Source organism: Methylobacterium sp. J-059 (assembly GCF_022829485.1).
Classification (GTDB): Bacteria; Pseudomonadota; Alphaproteobacteria; order Rhizobiales; family Beijerinckiaceae; genus Methylobacterium.
In genome coordinates, this window is record NZ_JAKSYA010000063.1 from 1 (window position 1) to 17422 (window position 17422).

Genomic DNA, 17422 nt, shown 5'->3' on the forward strand with positions numbered 1-17422 from the left:
GAACTTCACCGCGTTGTTCAGCAGGTTCAGCAGCACCTGGCGCAGCCGGCTCGCGTCGCCGAGGACGAAGGCGGGCAGATCCGGGTCGATCCGGGTCTCGATCCGCAGGTTGCTCTTCAGCGCGCCGCCGCGGACGAGCGAGACGGTGTTGTCGATCACCGAGACCAGCGGGAACGCGACCGGGTCGAGGGTCAGCTGCCCGGCCTCGATCTTCGAGAAGTCGAGGATGTCGTTGACGAAGGTGAGCAGCGCGGCGCCCGAGACCTGGATACGCTCGAGCCGGTGACGGTCCTCCGCCCGCAGGTGGGTCTCGTCGAGCAGCATGTCGGCGTAGCCGAGGATGCCGTTCAGGGGCGTGCGGATCTCGTGGCTCATCGCCGCGAGGAAGTCGCTCTTGGCCTCGCTCGCGCGCTCGGCCTCGGCACGCGCGGCCTGGGCCTCGGCGGTGATCGAGCGCAAGGCCACCTCCGCCGACTTGCGCTCGGTGATGTCGATGTGGAGGCCGACCATCCGGTACGGGCGGCCGTCGGCCCCGAACAGCGGCCGGCCGCGGGCGTAGACCCAGCGCTCGCCGACCCGGAACTCGGCGGCGTAGGTGGTGCGGGTGTCGATCGCGTGCCGGATCGCGTCCCAGACCGCGCCGACCTGCTCGGGATCGACCAGGGCCGTCCACGCGGCGGTGGTGATGCCGCGCGGCTCGCCGTCCTCGGGCAGCCCGTAGATGCGCAGGCTCTCGGGCGAGAGCAGGCTCACCCCGGTCTGCATGTCCCAATCCCAGGTCCCGGCCTCGGCCGCCTCCAGGGCGATCCGCAGCAGGCCGCGGGCGTCGTGCTCCGCCATCCGGGCGGTGACGATCTCGTCGATGTCGAGCGCCGTTCCGAGCCACTCGATGACGGTGCCGTCGGCCATCAGGTGGACCGGCGTCATCGTCAGCTTGTGCCAGCGATAGGTGCCGTCGGCGCGGCGCAGGCGCCATTCCCCGGAATAGGCGGTCTCGCCGGCCTGCGCCGCCCGCCACGCCGTCGCCATGGCGGGCGCGTCGTCGGGATGGTTGCAGGCGACCCGCGCGGCGCGGCCGGTGCCGATCGGCCCGTAATACGCGTGGAACTGGGGGTTCGCGTAGGTGATCTCGCCGTCGCCCGGCCGCATCGCCCAGACCAGCAGCGGCAGGGTGTCGGCCAGCCCGCGATAGCGGCTCTCGCTGCGGTGGACGTCGGCCTCGGCCCGCCGGCGCGCGGTGATGTCGATCATCACGCCGAACAGGCCGGTGACCGCGCCCGCGGCGGCGGTCTCGCAGGTGCCGCGCACCACCACGTCGCGCTCGGTGCCGTCCGGCCGCAGGATGCGGGCGTCGAAGGCGAAGTTCTCGGCCCGCGCGATCGCGTCGCCGACGACGGCGATCAGCCGCTCCCGGTCGTCGGCGTGATAGATCTCGGCGAAGGTCGAGAGGTGCGGCGGCGCGGTGGCGGGGTCGAGCCCGGCGATCTCGTAGAGCCCCAACGACCAGATCGGCTGACCCGCCGGCAGCGGGACGCGCCAGTTGCCGATGCTGGCGAGCTGCTCGGCCATGGTCAGCAGGTGGTTGGCGCTGGCCTGCGCCGCGGAGCGCTCGGCGATCTCGGCCGCCTGGCACTCCAGCTGCGCCTCGTGCGCGCTGCGCAGGGCCATCTCGCGCCCGAGCGCCGCGTTCGATTCCGAGAGGCGCAGATGCGCGACGACGATCTCGGCGAGGTCCTGCAGCGCGACGCCGTCCTCGGCCGAGAAGTCGCGCAGCCGCGAGTCGACGAGGCAGAGGGTGCCGACGCGGATCCCGGGGGCGAGGCTCAGGGGCGTGCCGGCATAGAACCGGGTTGCCCCCGCCGTGCCGTCGACGAGCGGGCTGCCGGAGAAGCGCGGGTCGAGCCGCGCGTCCGGGACGACGTGCACCGCGTCCGTCTGGATCGTGTAGGTGCAGAAGCTCTCCTGCCGCGACAGCTCGCCCGGCACCAGCGCGCACGGCGTCTTCAGCCATTGCCGGTCGGCGTCGATGAACCCGACGAAGGCGGTCTCGACGCCGAACAGGCGGCAGGCCGTGCGGCACACCGCCTCGAAATGATCCTCCGGCGGCGTATCCAGGATCCCGAGCGCCAGCAGCGCCGCGACGCGCTTCGCCTCGCGCGCCGCCTCGTCCGCCGTCGTTTCGTCGTCCCTGGCCTGAAGCGCCTCTATGCTGCTCACGTTCGCGCGTCCCCCGCCGGCATCTCCCCGAGGCGCCGGCCCATCGCATCATCCCGATTCCGGACCCGACCGGGCCGATCGCCCTCGCGCGGCGCCGAGGCGAGCGTGCGGCGCCCGTCCCGCGCGGCCCAGCGCCGGCGCGCCGCCTCCAGCGCCCATACCATGCCGAGCATCATGTAGACGTGGCGCCACTTCTCGATATCGATCTGCAGCGCCTGAAGGAAGAACATCAGCAGCGCCGGCCAGACGATCTGCGCGTGCGCGCGGAACGGCGAGGGCCGGGCGAGCAGGCGGAAGCCGACGAACCCCGTCGCCGCGACGAGGGCGAGGAAGACCGCGCCGCCGAGCCAGCCGCCGTTGGCGAAGCTGCCGATGTAGGAATTGTGCGGCTCCAGCCCGAAGGTCAGGCGCCAGTGCATCGGCCCGAGGCCGAGCGGGCGCTCGAGCAGCATCTCCATGCCGCGGAGCTGGTTGCCGAAGCGGCCGGTCTCGCCCTCGTCGTAGTCCTGGCTCACCGCGGCGCGGGTGGCGAACATCTTCTGGACGCTGTCGACCGAGAGCAGGGCCGCCATCGCGACGGCGCCGAGCGCCAGGGTCGCGAGGCTGAGGAGCACGATGCGCCGCCGCAGCCGCGCCGACCCGCAGGAGGCGTAGACCGAGCCGACCATCAGCAACGTGGCGACGACGGTGCCGCCCCACGAGCCGCGCGAGAACGACAGGAAGATCCCGACCAGGATGATCAGCAGGCCCGCGAGCGCGAGCACCGGACGCCGGGCGGTCGCCGTGATCAGGCCGTGCATCAGGTAGAGCGCGCCGAGCGTCAGGAACGAGCCGAACACGTTCGGATCCTGGAAGGTGCCCGAGGCGCGGTCGTACTTGTAGAACAGGTCCTCGATCCCGAGCCATTGCAGGTAGCCGACGATGCCGAGCGTGGCCGAGAACACGCAGCTCGCCGTGTAGGCCTTGAGCGCCAGCTCCATGCGGGCCTGGGTGTCGTCGGAGAAGAACATCACGAAGAAGACGCCCGTCACCGAGAGGTAGATCAGCTGGATCGTCCAGGTGACCGGAAAGTCCTCGTCGAGAAACGGGATCAGGCCGACGACGATCGCACCGAGATAGAGCAGCAGCAGCAGCACCAGCGGCACCGCCCCACGGTGCAGCCGGATGCCGAGGCAGGCCCAGAGCAGGATCGTCGGGATCGCGATCACGTCGTAGGGCGAGGTCTCGGAGAAGGCGAAGCAGGCGAAGAACACGAACGCCGCGAGGAGCGCGCCGGCGAAGCCGTGGACGACCCGGATCAGCGGGACCCGGCCGACCTGCGGCAGGACGAAGCCCGGAACGGCGGTGCTGGCCATGGCTCACGCGGGCTCCGCGAGCCTGGAACGCGGGCCCGCACGACGACGGGTCCTTCATGGGACGGAAAGGTTGATATTCGGCTGACGGGCGCCTGCGGCGCGCTCGCTGGTCGGGAGCGAACGCCTATCGTGCCTCGATCATCGCGACGTCGAGGACCAAGCCCGATGGCCGACACCGCAACACCGCTTCCCCCGGATCTGGAAGAACTGATCGGCCGTATCCGTCGGCAACGCGAGGAAAGCGAGAAGTTCGTGGCCGAGCAGAAGAAGCTCATGGCCGAATCGATGAAGCTCGAGCTCGAAGCGAAGAAGTTCGAGCACGAAGCCAGGAAGCTCGAGCACGAGGCGCGGAAACTCGAGCGCGACAGGATGCTCGCACCCTGGCAGATCGCGCTCTCCGGCATGGCGGCCGGCGCGGCCTTCTTCGGCGCCGGTGCCGCCTTCGTCAAGCTGATCGGATCATGACGCCCGCGTCGACCATGATCCGCTTCGCATAAGCCTCAGGCCGCGCAGTCCAGGAACCCGCCCTTGATCGCCTCGGCGTCGAGCTTGCGGCCGATGAACACGACGCGCGACGAGCGGTCCTCGCCGGCCTTCCATTCGGCCTGCAGGTCGCCGTCGAGGATCATGTGCACGCCCTGGAAGACGAAGCGGCGCGGCTCGTCGGGGAACGCGACGATGCCCTTGCAGCGCAGGATGTCCGGGCCCTGGATCGTGGTGAGGTTCGAGATCCACGGCATGAACTTCTCCGGGTCGACCGGGCCGTCGATGCGGGCCGAGAACGACTGCATGTCGCCGTCGTGGTGATGGTGGTGCCCCTCCTCGAGGAAGTCGGGCTCGAGATCGAGGATGCGGCCGAGGTCGAAGGCGTTGCGGCCGAGCACCGCGTCGATCGGCACGTCGCAGTTCGTGGTGCGGTGGAGCTTGGCGTAGGGGTTGATCGCGCGGATCTCGCCCTCGACGCGCGCCATGTCCGCCTCCGAGACCAGGTCGGCCTTATTGAGCAGGATCACGTCGGCGAAGGCGACCTGGTTGCGGGCCTCGGGCGCGTCCTTCAGGCGCTCGGACAGCCACTTGGCATCGGCGACCGTCACCACGGCGTCGAGGCGGGCGGCGTCGCCGACGTCCTGGTCGACGAAGAAGGTCTGGGCGACGGGGGCCGGGTCGGCGAGCCCGGTGGTCTCGACGATGATCGCGTCGAACTTGCCCCGGCGCTTCACCAGCCCGTCCATGATGCGGATCAGGTCGCCGCGCACGGTGCAGCAGACGCAGCCGTTGTTCATCTCGAACACCTCCTCGTCGGCGCCGACGACGAGGTCGTTGTCGATGCCGATCTCGCCGAACTCGTTGACGATCACGGCGTAGCGCTTGCCGTGGTTCTCGGTGAGGATGCGGTTGAGCAGCGTGGTCTTGCCGGCGCCGAGGTAGCCGGTCAGCACGGTGACCGGGATCTTCTCGGAGGTGACCGACTCGGCGTTGGCGGGGCTCTGCGATCCGGACATGGGCGACTCTTCCGACGGGTGATGCGGTGGGCGCCCGCGCTCGCGCCGGGCCGCCGATGACATGTCATATCGTATCATCGGACCGCGGATGGAAGCACCCGAGCGGACGCCGCCCCGCCTCCCGCGGCCGGCATGCGGCTCCGTCGCGAGACCGTCGTGAAGACCTGCCACGACCCATGGCCATGACCAAGCGGTGCCGTTTCCGGTCGCGGCCTCGCCGCGGACCGCTTGGGCGACCGCACGCACGAGCCCGATATCCCGCGAGCCCGCTATCCCGAACGTGATCGCCTCGACCCGCCTCGATCGCCTCCCGGCCGCGCTTCCGCACCGCCGGGCCATTGTGCCGCCCGGATGCGCGGGATATCGGCGCCTCGGGGAGCCGCCCGTCCCGGGCCTGCCTTAGAAAAGCACCATCGATCGGTTCGATGCATCGGGACGGGTTCCCGCGTTCGACCGCTCCGCACCGGCCCACAACCATCAAGCACCTCCCTCGACCCGAAGACGACAGCGCGATGGACGCCCGCACGCCACTCGATCCCGACACCGACGCGCCGGCGGCCCGGGCGCACGGCCCGCGCCGCCAGGGACTGCTGCCGATCGCGGTCGTGCTGTCGCTGGTGGTCGCCGCCGTCGCCGTGGTCGCGGTGTTCCCGCAGCCGGTGCGCGGGTTCCTCGAGACGGTGACGACCTACGCGCGCGGGATGCTCGGCGGCACGAACGGCGAGGAGACCGGCGAGGCCGACGCCCCGCCCTCCTCGGCCGAGCGGATCTTCCGGCCGACGCCGGAGCAGCGCACCACCTTCGAGATCCATCCGGTGGCGACGATGACCTTCCGCCCGGAAGGCTCGGCCGAAGGGCGCATCGCGCTGAACGACGACGACAACGTGCCGGTGGCCTCGCCCTATTCCGGCCGCGTCACGAAGGTGCTCAAGCGCGCGGGCGACGACGTGAAGGCCGGCGACGTGCTCCTCGTCATCGAGGCCACGGACATGGTCCAGGCCCAGAACGACTACCAGAGCGCGCTCAACACCATCCAGAAGCAGCAGGCGCTGCTCAAGCTCGACCAGACCATCGCCGCCCGCCAGCAGGAGCTGTTCGCGGCCAAGGCGGTGGCGCTCAAGGACTACCAGTCGGCCCAGAACGACGTGATCGCCGCCCAGAGCGACCTGAAGACCGCGCAGGCCTCCCTCGACGCGGTGCGCAACCGCCTCAAGCTCCTCGGCAAGACCGACGCGGAGATCGCCGCCTACGAGAAGAACGGCACGATGAGCGCCGAGACGCAGATCCAGGCGCCGATCGCCGGCACCATCGTGCAGCGCAAGGTCGGCATCGGCCAGTACCTCACCACCTCGAGCGACCCGGCCTTCGTGATCGGCGACCTGTCCACGGTGTGGCTGATCGCCAACGTGCGCGAGAGCGAGATCCCGAAGATCCGCATCGGCCAGGAGGTCGAGGCGCGGGTCGCGGGCTTCGGCACGCGGGTGTTCAAGGCGCGGGTGAACTACATGTCGTCGAGCCTCGATCCGGCGACGCGGCGCCTCGCCGTGCGCAGCGAGGTCGACAACCCGGACCGGTCGCTGCGCCCGGAGATGTTCGCCACCTTCACCATCATCACGGGCAAGCCCCAGCCCTCGCCGGCCGTGCCGCTCGCCGCGGTCGTCTACGAGGGCGCGAGCGCCCACGTCTGGGTCGCCCGGCCCGACGGCGCGATCGCGGCGCGCGGCGTCAGTCTCGGCCTGGTCAACGGCGACAACGTCCAGGTCGTCGAGGGGCTCGCCGCCGGCGAGGAGGTCGTCACCCGCGGCGCGCTGTTCATCGACCGCGCCGCGTCGGGCGACAAGGCGTCCTGACCGGACCGGAACCGCCGGAAGGGCACCCGACGCGATGAACAGCCTGATCGTCTTCTCGCTGCGCCAGCGCGTGCTGGTCTGCCTCGGCTTCCTGGTGATGCTGGCGCTCGGCTACGCCAGCTACACCCAGCTCAACATCGAGGCCTATCCCGATCCGGTCCCGCCGCTCGTCGACGTGATCACCCAGAATCCCGGCCAGTCGGCCGACGAGATCGAGCGCTACATCACCATTCCGCTGGAGGTGGCGCTCGCCGGCATCCCCAACGCGCAGGTGGTGCGCACGATCTCGCTGTTCGGCCTGTCCGACGTGAAGGTGCAGTTCAACTACGAGTTCACCTACGAGGAGGCGCTGCAGCGGGTGCTCAACCGCCTGTCGCAGGCCCCGCCCCTGCCGAACGGCGCCACGCCGCAGATCTCGCCGACGAGCCCGGTGGGCGAGATCATGCGGTACAAGCTCGTCGGGCCGAAGGGCTTCTCCTCCGCGGAGATGAAGACCCTGCAGGACTGGGTGCTGCAGCGCCGCTTCAAGGCGATCCCCGGCGTCGTCGACGTGACGGCGTTCGGCGGCAAGGCCAAGGAGTACGAGATCGCGGTCGACCTCAACCGCCTCCAGGCCCAGGGCATGACCCTGGTGCAGCTCGTCTCGGCCCTGAACAACTCCTCGATCAACGTCGGCGGCCAGACGCTGAACGTCGGCGAGCAGTCGGCCGTGGTCCGCGGCGTCGGCCTGATCCGCGACATGGACGACATCCGCGACACCATGCTGACCCAGGTCAACGGCACGCCCGTGCTGGTGCGGGACGTCGCCGACGTGCGCGTCTCCAACGCGCCGCGGCTCGGCATCGTCGGGCACGACGGCTCGAGCGACATCGTCGAGGGCATCGTCCTGATGAGCCGCGGCGGCCAGAGCCTGCCGACGCTCCGGCGGGTTGAGGCCGAGATCGAGAAGATCAACGCCTCGACGATCCTGCCGCCGGACGTGAAGATCGAGCGGATCTACGACCGCTCCGGGTTGATCCACACCACCACGCACACGGTGATGCACAACCTCGTCTTCGGCGTGGTGCTGGTCTTCGTGGTGCAGTGGCTCTTCCTCGGGTCGCTGCGCAGCGCGATCATCGTGGCGGCGACGATCCCCTTCGCGCTCGGCTTCGCGATCCTGATCCTGGTGGTGCGCGGCGATTCGGCGAACCTCCTCTCGCTCGGCGCGATCGATTTCGGGCTGATCGTCGACGCCACCGTGATCATGGTCGAGAACGTGTTCCGGCACCTGGCCGAGCCGCACCACACGGAAGGGCAGCCCGCGCCGGGGGGCCTCACCGGGCGGCTCGGCACCATCGCCATCGCCGGCTCGGAGGTGAACCGGGCGATCTTCTTCTCGGCGACGATCATCATCGTCGGCTTCCTGCCGCTGTTCACGATGTCGGGCGTCGAGGGCCACATCTTCGGGCCGATGGCCAAGACCTACGCCTACGCGCTGGTCGGCGGCCTGCTCGCGACCTTCACGGTCTCGCCCGCGCTCTCGGCCGTCATCCTGCCGAAGCACGTGGAGGAGCGCGACACCCTGATCGTGAAGGTGCTGCGCTTCGGCCACGAGATCATCCTCGGCTTCGGCCTGCGCAACCGCATCCTGTCGATCGCCGTGACGGTGGCGATCCTGCTGGTCTCGGGGCTGGCCGCTCGGAACCTCGGCCTCGAGTTCCTGCCCAAGCTCGAAGAAGGCAACCTCTACGTGCGCGGCACGATGCCGGCCTCGATCTCGCTGGAGGCCGGCAACGCCTACGTCGAGCGGCTGCGCAAGATCTTCACCGAGGTGCCGGAGGTCGTCACCGTGATCTCGCACCAGGGACGGCCGAGCGACGGCACCGACGCCACCGGCTTCTTCAACGTCGAGATCCTGGCCCCGCTCAAGCCCATCGACGAATGGCGCAAGGGGCTCGACAAGGAGCAGCTCATCGCCGGCCTGTCGAAGCGCCTCGACGCCGAGTTCCCCGGCATCGAGTTCAACTTCTCCCAGTACATCGAGGACAACGTCCAGGAGGCGGCCTCGGGCGTGAAGGGCGAGAACTCGGTCAAGGTCTACGGCACCGACCTCGCCGCGATCACCAAGGCGGCCAACGACGTGAAGGCGGTGCTCGCCACCGTGCCCGGCGTCACCGACCTCTCGGTCTTCGCCTCGCTCGGCCAGCCGACGGTGCGCATCGACGTCGACCGCCACAAGGCCGCCCGCTACGGCCTCTCGATCGGCGACGTGAACACCACGATCGCCGCCGCGATCGGCGGCCAGACCGCGGGCGACCTCTACGAGTACGGCTCCGACCGGCATTTTCCGATGCGGGTGCGGCTCGCCCGCGAGTACCGCTCCTCGCTGGCCACCATCCGCAACATCACCATCGGCGCCGCCAACCCGAACGGCGGCGTGGTGCAGGTGCCGCTCTCCGAGATCGCCGACGTCGACCTCGTCTCGGGCGCCTCGTTCATCTACCGCGAGGACCAGGAGCGCTACATCCCGGTCAAGTTCTCGGTGCGCGGGCGCGACCTCGGCGGCACCGTGCTGGAGGCGCAGCGGCGCGTCGCCGACGAGGTGACGCTGCCGGCCGGCTACCACCTCGAATGGGTCGGCCAGTTCACCAACCTGCAGGACGCGGTCACCCGCCTCAGCCTGGTGGTGCCGATCACCCTGGTGCTGATCGCGCTGCTGCTGTTCATCAACTTCAACTCGGTCGCCGACATGCTGCTCGGCCTGTCGGTGATCCCGATGGCGATGATCGGCGGCATCTTCGCGCTGGCGCTCACCGGCACCCCGTTCTCGATCTCGGCGGCGATCGGCTTCATCGCCCTGTTCGGCATCTCGACGATGGAGGGCGTGATCTTGCTCGCCTACTACAACCAGCTGATGGAGGAGGGCTGGCCGCGCAAGGAGGCCGTCTGGCACGCCTCGATCGTGCGGATGCGGCCGGTGATGATGACCTGCGTCGCCGCCTGCGTCGGCCTGCTGCCCGCGGCGGTCTCCACCGGCATCGGCTCGCAGGTGCAGAAGCCCCTGGCGCTCGTCGTCGTCGGCGGCATCCTGCTCGCGCCGAACCTGATCCTGGTGGTGGTGCCGGTGCTGATCTCGCTGTTCTCGCGCCGCCGGCCGAACCCGCTCGCGACGCCCGCTCTCCATCGGGCGGCGGCGTGATGGTTTTGATCAGGACGTTGCCGCGCCCCTTCCCTCCCCCCTCTGCGGGGGCGGGTGGGCCTCGCGTCAGCGAGGGTCGGGAGAGGAGAGCGCCATGTCCGGAGAGGTCGCTCCCCTCTCCCGACCCGCTTCGCGGGCCACCCTCCCCCGCAGAGGGGGGAGGGAAAAGCGCGCTCGTCCTCGCAGCCGTGGCGCCGGCACCACAACGCTCGGCCTCCCCGCCGGCGACGCCGCCCGCCGCATTGACTTGCGCCGTCCCCGCGGCGCTCTACCGGGCGGAGGATGGCGCCGTCGCGCGCGCGTCCCGCGTCGGAAGCGTCATGATCGAGACGGCCCTCAACCGCCGGTCCGCACGGGCCGTGGCCCTCGCCGCGAGCCTGGCCCTGTCGGGCTGCGCGGTCGGCCCGAACTACGTCGCGCCCGAGGACCCGCCGGTCGCGCGCTACACCCGCGAGCCGCTGGCGAACCCGAGCGCGGCCGACAAGGTCGCCACCCGGCAGGGCGGCTCGGCCGACCAGAGCTTCGTCTCGGGCGCCGACATCCCCGGCCAGTGGTGGACGCTGTTCCGCTCCAAGGCGCTGAACCGCCTCGTCGAGGAGGCGCTGGCCAACAACCCGAACCTAGAGGCGGCGCAGGCCTCCCTGCGCATCGCGCAGCAGAACGTGCTGGCCCAGAAGGGCACGCTCTATCCCTCGCTCTCGGCCAACCCGCAGGCGCTCGGCGCCAAGGCGCCGGGGCTCGACCTGCAATCGCCGCTGCAGAACCAGAACAACTACCTTTACAGCCTCTACACCCCGCAGGTGACGGTGGCCTTTAATCCCGACGTGTTCGGGCTCAACCGCCGCACCATCGAGGGCCTGGAAGCCACCGCCGAGAACCAGCGCTTCCAGCTCGAGGCGGCCTATCTCAGCCTCACCGCCAACGTCGTCGCCGCCGCGATCCAGGAAGCGGCACTGCGGGCGCAGATCGACGCGACCAAGCGGGTGATCCAGGCGCAGACCGAGGTGCTGACCCTCTACAACAAGCAGCTCTCGCTGGGGCAGATCGCCGGCGCCGACGTGATCCAGCAGCAGGCGGCCCTGTCGCTGTCGCAGCAGCTGCTGCCGCCGCTGGAGAAGCAGCTGGCGCAGCAGCGCAACCTCCTGACCGCGCTCGCCGGCCGGCTCCCGAGCGAGGAGGTGGCCGAGACCTTCACCCTCGCGGCCCTGCGCCTGCCGACGAAGGTGCCCGTCAGCCTGCCCTCGCGCCTGGTGCAGCAGCGGCCGGACGTGAAGGCCGCCGAGGCCCTGGTGCAGCAGGCCAGCGCCGGCATCGGCGTCGCGGTGGCGAACCGCCTGCCGCAATTCGCGATCACCGGCGCCGGCGGCTCGAGCGCGGTGCGGCTCGCGCAGATCGCCAACCCGGGCGCCGGGTTCTTCACCATCCTCGGCCAAGCCACCGCGCCGATCTTCGACGCCGGCACGCTCTATCGCCGCCAGCGCGCCTCCGAGGAGACGCTCACCCAGGCCCAGGCCCAGTACCGCGCGGTGGTGATCGCCGCGTTCCAGAACGTGGCCGACGCGCTGCGCGCGCTGCAGGCGGACGCCGGCGCGGTCGCCGCCGCCTCGGCCGCCGAGAAGGCCACCGGCCAGAGCCTCGAGCTGATCCGCAAGCAGTTCTCGGCCGGCGCCGTGAACTCGACCCAGGTGCTGATCGCCCAGCAGGGCTACCTCTCGGCGCTCGTCACCTCGGCCGGCGCGCGCGCGACGCAGTACGCCGACACCGCGGCCCTGTTCCAGGCGCTCGGCGGCGGCTGGTGGAACCGCGCCGACGTCGCCCCGCCCCCGCCCGAGACCGACCCGCTGAAGTTTCTCTAGGCGGCCTCGGCGCAGCCGCCGATCCGGAGCTTGGCGGACGCGCGAGGTGGCAGGGGCGATAGCGGCATGGTGCCGTCATCGCCGGAGCCGCCTGCGATCGACATCACACCCACGCCGTCATTCCGGGACTGCGAAGCAGAGCCCGGAATGACGGAGCGGGCACGGTCATCCCCGCACGAACAGACGGACGCGCGGGGCGATCCGCCCTCAAGCCCCCGCCACCGCCAGGACGATCTCCCGGCGATGCGGCCGGTCGCGGTGCTCGATCAGGTACACGCCCTGCCAGGTGCCGAGGGCGAGGCGGCCGTCCAGAACGGGAATCGTCAGCGCGGAATCGGTGACCATCGTGCGGATGTGGGCGGGCATGTCGTCCGGCCCTTCCGCGCCGTGGACGTAGGCGACGTGGCGCGGGGCGAGACCGTCCAGCGCCGTCATCAGGTCGGCCTGCACGTCGGGGTCGGCGTTCTCCTGGATGGTCAGCGAGGCCGAGGTGTGCCGGCAGAACACCGTGGCGACGCCGTCGCGGACGCCGCTGCCGCGCACGAAGGCGGCGACCGCGTCCGTGAACTCGGTGAAGCCCGGACCCGGCGTCGCGATCGTCAGCCGCGCGCCGGCCTGCCGCCGGATCTCGCCCGAAAACAGGGTCTCGACGGGTCCCACCGTGCCGCGCTTCATTCCGTCGTCTCCAGGGTCGTGCCCGGCATCGTCTCGCGCTCGCCCCGCGTCAGGATGCGTTCCAGAAGATCGATCCGGTCGGCCTCGGCCGCCGGCTTGTCCCAGCGGATGCGGCTGACGCGGGGGAATCGCATCGCGACGCCCGACTTGTGCCGGGTCGAGCGTTGCACGCCCTCGAAGGCGATCTCCAGCACCAATCCGCCCTCCATCCCGTAGCCGACCTCGCGCACCGGGCCGAAGCGCTTGACCGTGTGGTTGCGGACGTAGCGGTCGAGCTTGGCCAGCTCGGCGTCGGTGAAGCCGTGATAGGCCTTGCCCACCGGCACCAGCTCGGGGCCGCCCGCGCCGTCCCGCCACACCCCGAACGTGTAGTCGGAGTAGAACGACGAGCGCTTCCCGTGCCCGCGCTGGGCGTACATCATCACCGCGTCGACCAGATGCGGCTCGCGCTTCCACTTCCACCACGGGCCCTTGGGGCGGCCGGGCAGGTACGGGCTGTCGCGGCGCTTGAGCATCACGCCCTCGATCGCGTCGGCGTCGTCGCCCGCCCCGACCGCGGCCGGGTCGGCCCGCGCCGCCGCGAGATCGTCCCAGGTCGCGAACGGCACCAGCGGCGACACGTCGATGCGGGCGTGGTCGAGCGTCGCCACGAACGCCTCCAGCCGGGCGCGCCGCTCCAGGAAGCCGAGGGCCCGCAGGTCCTCGCCGTCGGCGGTCAGCAGGTCGTAGGCACGCACATGGGCCGGGAACTCCTCCATCAGCTTGCCCGTCACCGCCTTGCGGTTGAGGCGCTGCTGCAGGACGTTGAAGCTCTGCACGCGGCCCTCGCGCAGAATCAGCAGCTCGCCGTCCAGCGTGCCGGTGAAGGTGACGGCCTCGGCGAGGTCGGGAAAGGCGCCGGAGATGTCCTCGCCGGTGCGCGAGTAGATCCGCGCCACCTGCCCGCCCGCCGCGTCGCGCCCGCCGACGAGCTGAACGCGGATGCCGTCCCACTTCCACTCGCCGGAGAAGTCGGCCGGGGCGAGCTTGTCGAAGTCGGTCTCCTCCTCGATCGGGTGCGACAGCATCGGCGGCCGGAACGGGGCCGGGTTCAGGGTCTCGGGCCGCGGGCCGCGCCCCTCCGCCCAGGCGAACAGGGTCTCGAACGGCGCCCTGAGCCCGTGCCAGACCTCCTCGACCGCGTCCGCCTCGTGGCCGCCGAGCGCGCCGACCGCGGTCTTGGCGAGCCGCGCCGAGACGCCGACGCGCAGGTTGCCGGTCACGAGCTTCAGGAGCGCCCACCGCCCGGTCTCGTCCAGCGCGTCGAGCCAGGTCGCGAGGTGGCCGGGCAGGTCGGCCTTGCGGATGGTGGACAGGGTCTCGACCACCTCGGCGAGCGTCGGCACGTGCGGGGGCGGGTTGTTGTGGCCGGGGCCGGGCGCGCCGACCGGCCCCCCCTCCCGCTCGGAAGAGGGGGCCGGCGCTGCGTCCGCGACGGGCCCCGGCCAGATCAGCGCGGTCGTTTCGGCGAGGTCGCCGACGTAGTTGTGCGAGAGCCGGAACAGCACCGGGTCGATCCGGGCCTCGACGAGGCCGCGGATCAGCGCGGGCTTGGCCTCGCGAAAGCTCAGGGTGCCGGTCATCGCCGCGAGCGCGTAGCCGCGCTCCGGGTCGGGCGTGCGGGCGAAGTAATCCTGCAGCAGCCGCAGCTTGGCGTTGCGGCGCGGCTCGTAGGCCAGGCGGTCGAGGAGCTCGGCGAACTCGTTCACGCGGCGGCCTCTTCGTCTGCGTCCCCGGCGGCCGGCTCGGCCTCGCCGTCGTCGCCGTAGCCCAGCATGTGCAGCGGCTTGGCCTTGATCCCTTGGCTTCCGCACCAGTGCACCAGCGCGTCCTCCTGCCCGTGCGTCACCCAGACCTCGCCGGCCCCCGTCTCGCGGATGGTGCGGCAGAGATCCGGCCAGTCGGCGTGGTCGGAGATCACCAGCGGCAGCTCGACGCCCTTCTGGCGGGCGCGGGCCCGCACCCGCATCCAGCCCGAGGCGAAGCTCGTGACGGGATCGGGGAATTTTCGCGACCACACGTCCTGGATCGACGAGGGCGGGCACAGCACGATGGCCCCCTTCAGGCTCGCCCGGTCGGCCGCCGCCACCTTGGGGGTCTCGCCGAGCGCGAAGCCCTCGCGCTTGTACAGCTCGGTCAGCTTCTCCATCGCCCCGTGCAGGTGGATCGGCCGATCGTAGCCGGCCTCGCGCAGAAGCATCATCACCCGCTGCGCCTTGCCGAGTGCGTAGGCGCCGACGATGTGGGCGCGCTCCGGGAACAGCGCCACGGAATCGAGGAGCTTGCGCACCTCCGCCGCGGTGTCGGGCATGCGGAACACCGGCAGGCCGAAGGTCGCCTCGGTGATGAACACGTCGCACGGCACCACCTCGAACGGCAGGCAGGTCGGGTCGCGCGCGCGCTTGTAGTCGCCCGACACCACGACGCGCACGCCCCCGGCCTCGATCGCGATCTGCGCCGAGCCGAGCACGTGGCCGGCGGGGGCGAACCGCACCGTCACGTCGCCGATGCGGATCGGCGCGCCGAGCGCCGCCTCCTGGCGCGCACGGCAGAAGTCCTCGCCGTAGCGCACCGCCATGATGCGCAGGGTCTCGCCGGTGGCCAGCACGCTGCCGTGGCCGGCTCGGGCGTGGTCGGCATGGCCGTGGCTGATCAGCGCCCGCTCGACCGGCCAGATCGGGTCGACGTGGAAGCGCCCGAGCGGGCAGTACAGCCCCTCGCGGGTGAGGGTGAGAAGGTCGCCGGCGCGAAGCGTCATCGGTCCCGTGGTGACGGTGGATGGGATCGGGGGTGATATAGGGCGTCGTCCCGACGAGACCCGGATCGATCCCCACCATGTCCCAGACCGGCTCCGGCGACCTGCTGGCCGACCGCCGCTTCGCCTATGCCGAGGCGTGCCTGGCCGAGGGCGATTGCGTCGGCGCCGCCGAGATGGCGGAGCAGGCGCTCGAGCGCGCCCCGCGCTTCGCCGCCGCCTGGGTCCTGCTCGGGCGGGCCCGCGAGGCGCGCTACGCCGCCGGGGCCGCGGCCGGCACCGCCGAGCCGGGCCTGTTCCAGGCGGCGTTGCGCGCCTACGAGACCGCCCGCGACCTCGACCCCGAGGACACGCTCGGCATGCTCGTCCACCTCGCGCGCCTCGGTGGCGACGCGGCGCTGCCGGTCCTGTCGCCGGCCTATCTGCGCGCGCTGTTCGACGGCTATGCCGGACGCTTCGAGCGCCACCTCGTGGAGGGCCTGGGCTATTGCGGCCCGGCGCTGCTCTGCGCGGCACTCGATGCGGACGGCCCCCGGCGATACCGCGACGCGATCGATCTCGGCTGCGGCACCGGCCTGATGGGCGCCGCGCTCGGCCCCCGCGTCGAACGGCTCACCGGCGTCGACCTCGCGCCGGCGATGCTAGCGCTCGCCCGGCGGAAGGGCATCTATGCCCGTCTCGTTGAGGCGGGGATCGACGGGTTCCTGTCCGAGGCGCCGGCGGCCTCCGCCGACCTCTGCGTCGCGGCCGACGTCTTCATCTACGTCGGCGCGCTCGAGGGCGTTCTCGCCGGGATCGCGCGGGTGCTGCGCCCAGGCGGGCGCGTCGCCTTCACGGTGCAGTCGCACGACGGCGCCGGCGTCGTGCTCGGGCCGGACGGGCGCTACGCCCACGCCGACGCCTGCATCGCGAAGGCCGCGGCCCAGGCCGGCCTCGCCGACCTCGCGCTCCGCCCGGCGGCGGTCCGGCGCGAGCGCGGCCACGACGTTCCCGGCCGAACGGTGATCGCAGTCAAACCCGAGACGTGACGCAGTTTAATCCCTGCGCCGCACAGCAACGTGAGGAAAAACACGCCGCCGTGATGAGCAGGTTGAACCTTGGCCGTGCTCGACCCTTTATAGCCGGCGATTCCGCCAAGACCCGTTCAACGATCTGCGCCTTCCTGCGGGGGCGCGGGCGCGACCCACGACGCTTGCGAGGCATTCCATGGTGAACGAGAAGACCGCTCCCGGCGATCCGCCGGACAAGGCCTTCCCGGCGAGCGCGGCGACCCGCATCCCGCTCGCGATCGTGCTCGCGTTCCTAGCCGGCGCGACGGACTCGATCGGCTTCCTCGAGTTCTCGCAGCTGTTCATGTCGTTCATGTCCGGCAACACCACCCGCTTCGGCGTCGCCGTCGCCAACGCCGACTGGGAGAACACCGCCCGCGTCGTCACGGTGATCCTGGTGTTCTGCTTCGGCGCCTTCCTCGGCACGCTGATCGCCGCCTGGGTCGGTCGCTGGCGGCTCTCGGTGCTGCTGACGATCGAGGCCGCGCTGCTGGCGCTCGGCCTGCTGATGCCCTGGGGCACCTTCGCCTTCCCGCTGCACGCCTACCCGATCGTGCTGGCGCTTGGCCTGCAGAACGCGATCCTTCAGGACGAGGGCGGCCGCAGCATCGCGCTCACCTACGTCACCGGCGCGGTGGTCCGCTTCGGCACCGGCATGGCCAACCTGATCCTCGGGACGGTCGCGTCCTCGTTCTGGATCCAGGCGCCGCTCTGGGCCGGGCTCTCCTCCGGCGCGGTCGTCGGCGGCCTGCTGCAGATCCGCTACGGCGAGACCGCCTTCCTGTTCCCGGCGGCGCTCGCCGCCCTGCTCGCCGTGGTCGCGGTGATCCTGACGATCGCCAAGCCCGGCAGCACGCTGGTCGCCGGCTCCTCGCCGGCCCCCGACGCCAGCCCCGACGCGAAAGCGATCGACGCGATCCACTGATCGCCCACTCTTCCCCTC

At 71.2% G+C, this 17422-nt stretch carries 12 protein-coding genes; 6 read left to right on the forward strand and 6 right to left on the reverse strand.

Annotated elements, in window-relative coordinates:
- Both MKK55_RS06755 and MKK55_RS06760 read right to left on the reverse strand, forming a co-directional pair.
- The coding region (locus MKK55_RS06755; protein ID WP_243933870.1) for a PAS domain-containing protein at nt 1-2217 on the reverse strand (2217 nt) is incomplete at its 3' end.
- A complete protein-coding gene (locus tag MKK55_RS06760; RefSeq protein WP_243933871.1) occupies nt 2214-3572 on the reverse strand; it encodes an O-antigen ligase family protein in 1359 nt (452 codons plus the stop codon). The genes MKK55_RS06755 and MKK55_RS06760, both read right to left, overlap by 4 nt.
- 165 nt (nt 3573-3737) lie before the next feature.
- Between MKK55_RS06760 and MKK55_RS06765 the strand changes: the two genes are divergently transcribed.
- Nucleotides 3738-4037: a hypothetical protein gene (locus MKK55_RS06765; protein WP_147726412.1), complete on the forward strand. Its 300-nt coding sequence runs from the start codon at nt 3738-3740 to the stop codon at nt 4035-4037.
- A gap of 35 nt (nt 4038-4072) precedes the next feature.
- Here MKK55_RS06765 and MKK55_RS06770 read toward each other — a convergent pair whose 3' ends face one another.
- Nucleotides 4073-5074 carry a CobW family GTP-binding protein gene (locus tag MKK55_RS06770; protein WP_243933412.1) on the reverse strand — a complete coding sequence of 334 codons (1002 nt, stop codon included), beginning with the start codon at nt 5072-5074 and terminating at the stop codon, nt 4073-4075.
- 512 nt (nt 5075-5586) lie between these two features.
- On the opposite strand from MKK55_RS06770, the gene MKK55_RS06775 reads away from it, so the two are divergent.
- The 3 genes from MKK55_RS06775 (at nt 5587) to MKK55_RS06785 (ending at nt 11961) form a co-directional block, all read left to right on the forward strand.
- Nucleotides 5587-6924 (forward strand): efflux RND transporter periplasmic adaptor subunit, encoded by a 1338-nt coding sequence (locus tag MKK55_RS06775; RefSeq protein WP_243933872.1) that lies wholly within the window; start codon nt 5587-5589, stop codon nt 6922-6924.
- A gap of 34 nt (nt 6925-6958) precedes the next feature.
- The gene (locus MKK55_RS06780) at nt 6959-10105 is read left to right on the forward strand and encodes an efflux RND transporter permease subunit (protein ID WP_243933874.1); all 3147 of its coding nucleotides are present in this window, start codon (nt 6959-6961) and stop codon (nt 10103-10105) included.
- Between the two features lie 320 nt (nt 10106-10425).
- The gene (locus MKK55_RS06785) at nt 10426-11961 is read left to right on the forward strand and encodes an efflux transporter outer membrane subunit (protein WP_147726416.1); all 1536 of its coding nucleotides are present in this window, start codon (nt 10426-10428) and stop codon (nt 11959-11961) included.
- Between the two features lie 207 nt (nt 11962-12168).
- On the opposite strand, the gene MKK55_RS06790 is transcribed toward MKK55_RS06785, so the two are convergent.
- From MKK55_RS06790 to MKK55_RS06800, 3 genes are read right to left on the reverse strand one after another with little or no spacing between them, the layout of a single operon-like run.
- A complete protein-coding gene (locus MKK55_RS06790) occupies nt 12169-12636 on the reverse strand; it encodes a secondary thiamine-phosphate synthase enzyme YjbQ (RefSeq protein WP_147726417.1) in 468 nt (155 codons plus the stop codon).
- Nucleotides 12633-14384: a cisplatin damage response ATP-dependent DNA ligase gene (locus MKK55_RS06795; protein ID WP_243933875.1), complete on the reverse strand. Its 1752-nt coding sequence runs from the start codon at nt 14382-14384 to the stop codon at nt 12633-12635. The genes MKK55_RS06790 and MKK55_RS06795 overlap by 4 nt, the downstream gene beginning before the upstream one ends.
- A complete protein-coding gene (locus MKK55_RS06800) occupies nt 14381-15433 on the reverse strand; it encodes a ligase-associated DNA damage response exonuclease (protein WP_243933876.1) in 1053 nt (350 codons plus the stop codon). Before MKK55_RS06800 ends, MKK55_RS06795 begins: the two co-directional genes overlap by 4 nt.
- Nucleotides 15434-15510: 77 nt before the next feature.
- Between MKK55_RS06800 and MKK55_RS06805 the strand changes: the two genes are divergently transcribed.
- Complete coding sequence (locus MKK55_RS06805; protein WP_147859999.1) at nt 15511-16458, forward strand: class I SAM-dependent methyltransferase; 948 nt, start codon at nt 15511-15513, stop codon at nt 16456-16458.
- Nucleotides 16459-16636: 178 nt separating this feature from the next.
- Nucleotides 16637-17404, forward strand: coding sequence for a YoaK family protein (locus tag MKK55_RS06810; protein WP_147729555.1), 768 nt, complete (start codon nt 16637-16639; stop codon nt 17402-17404).
- Nucleotides 17405-17422: the final 18 nt, after the last annotated feature.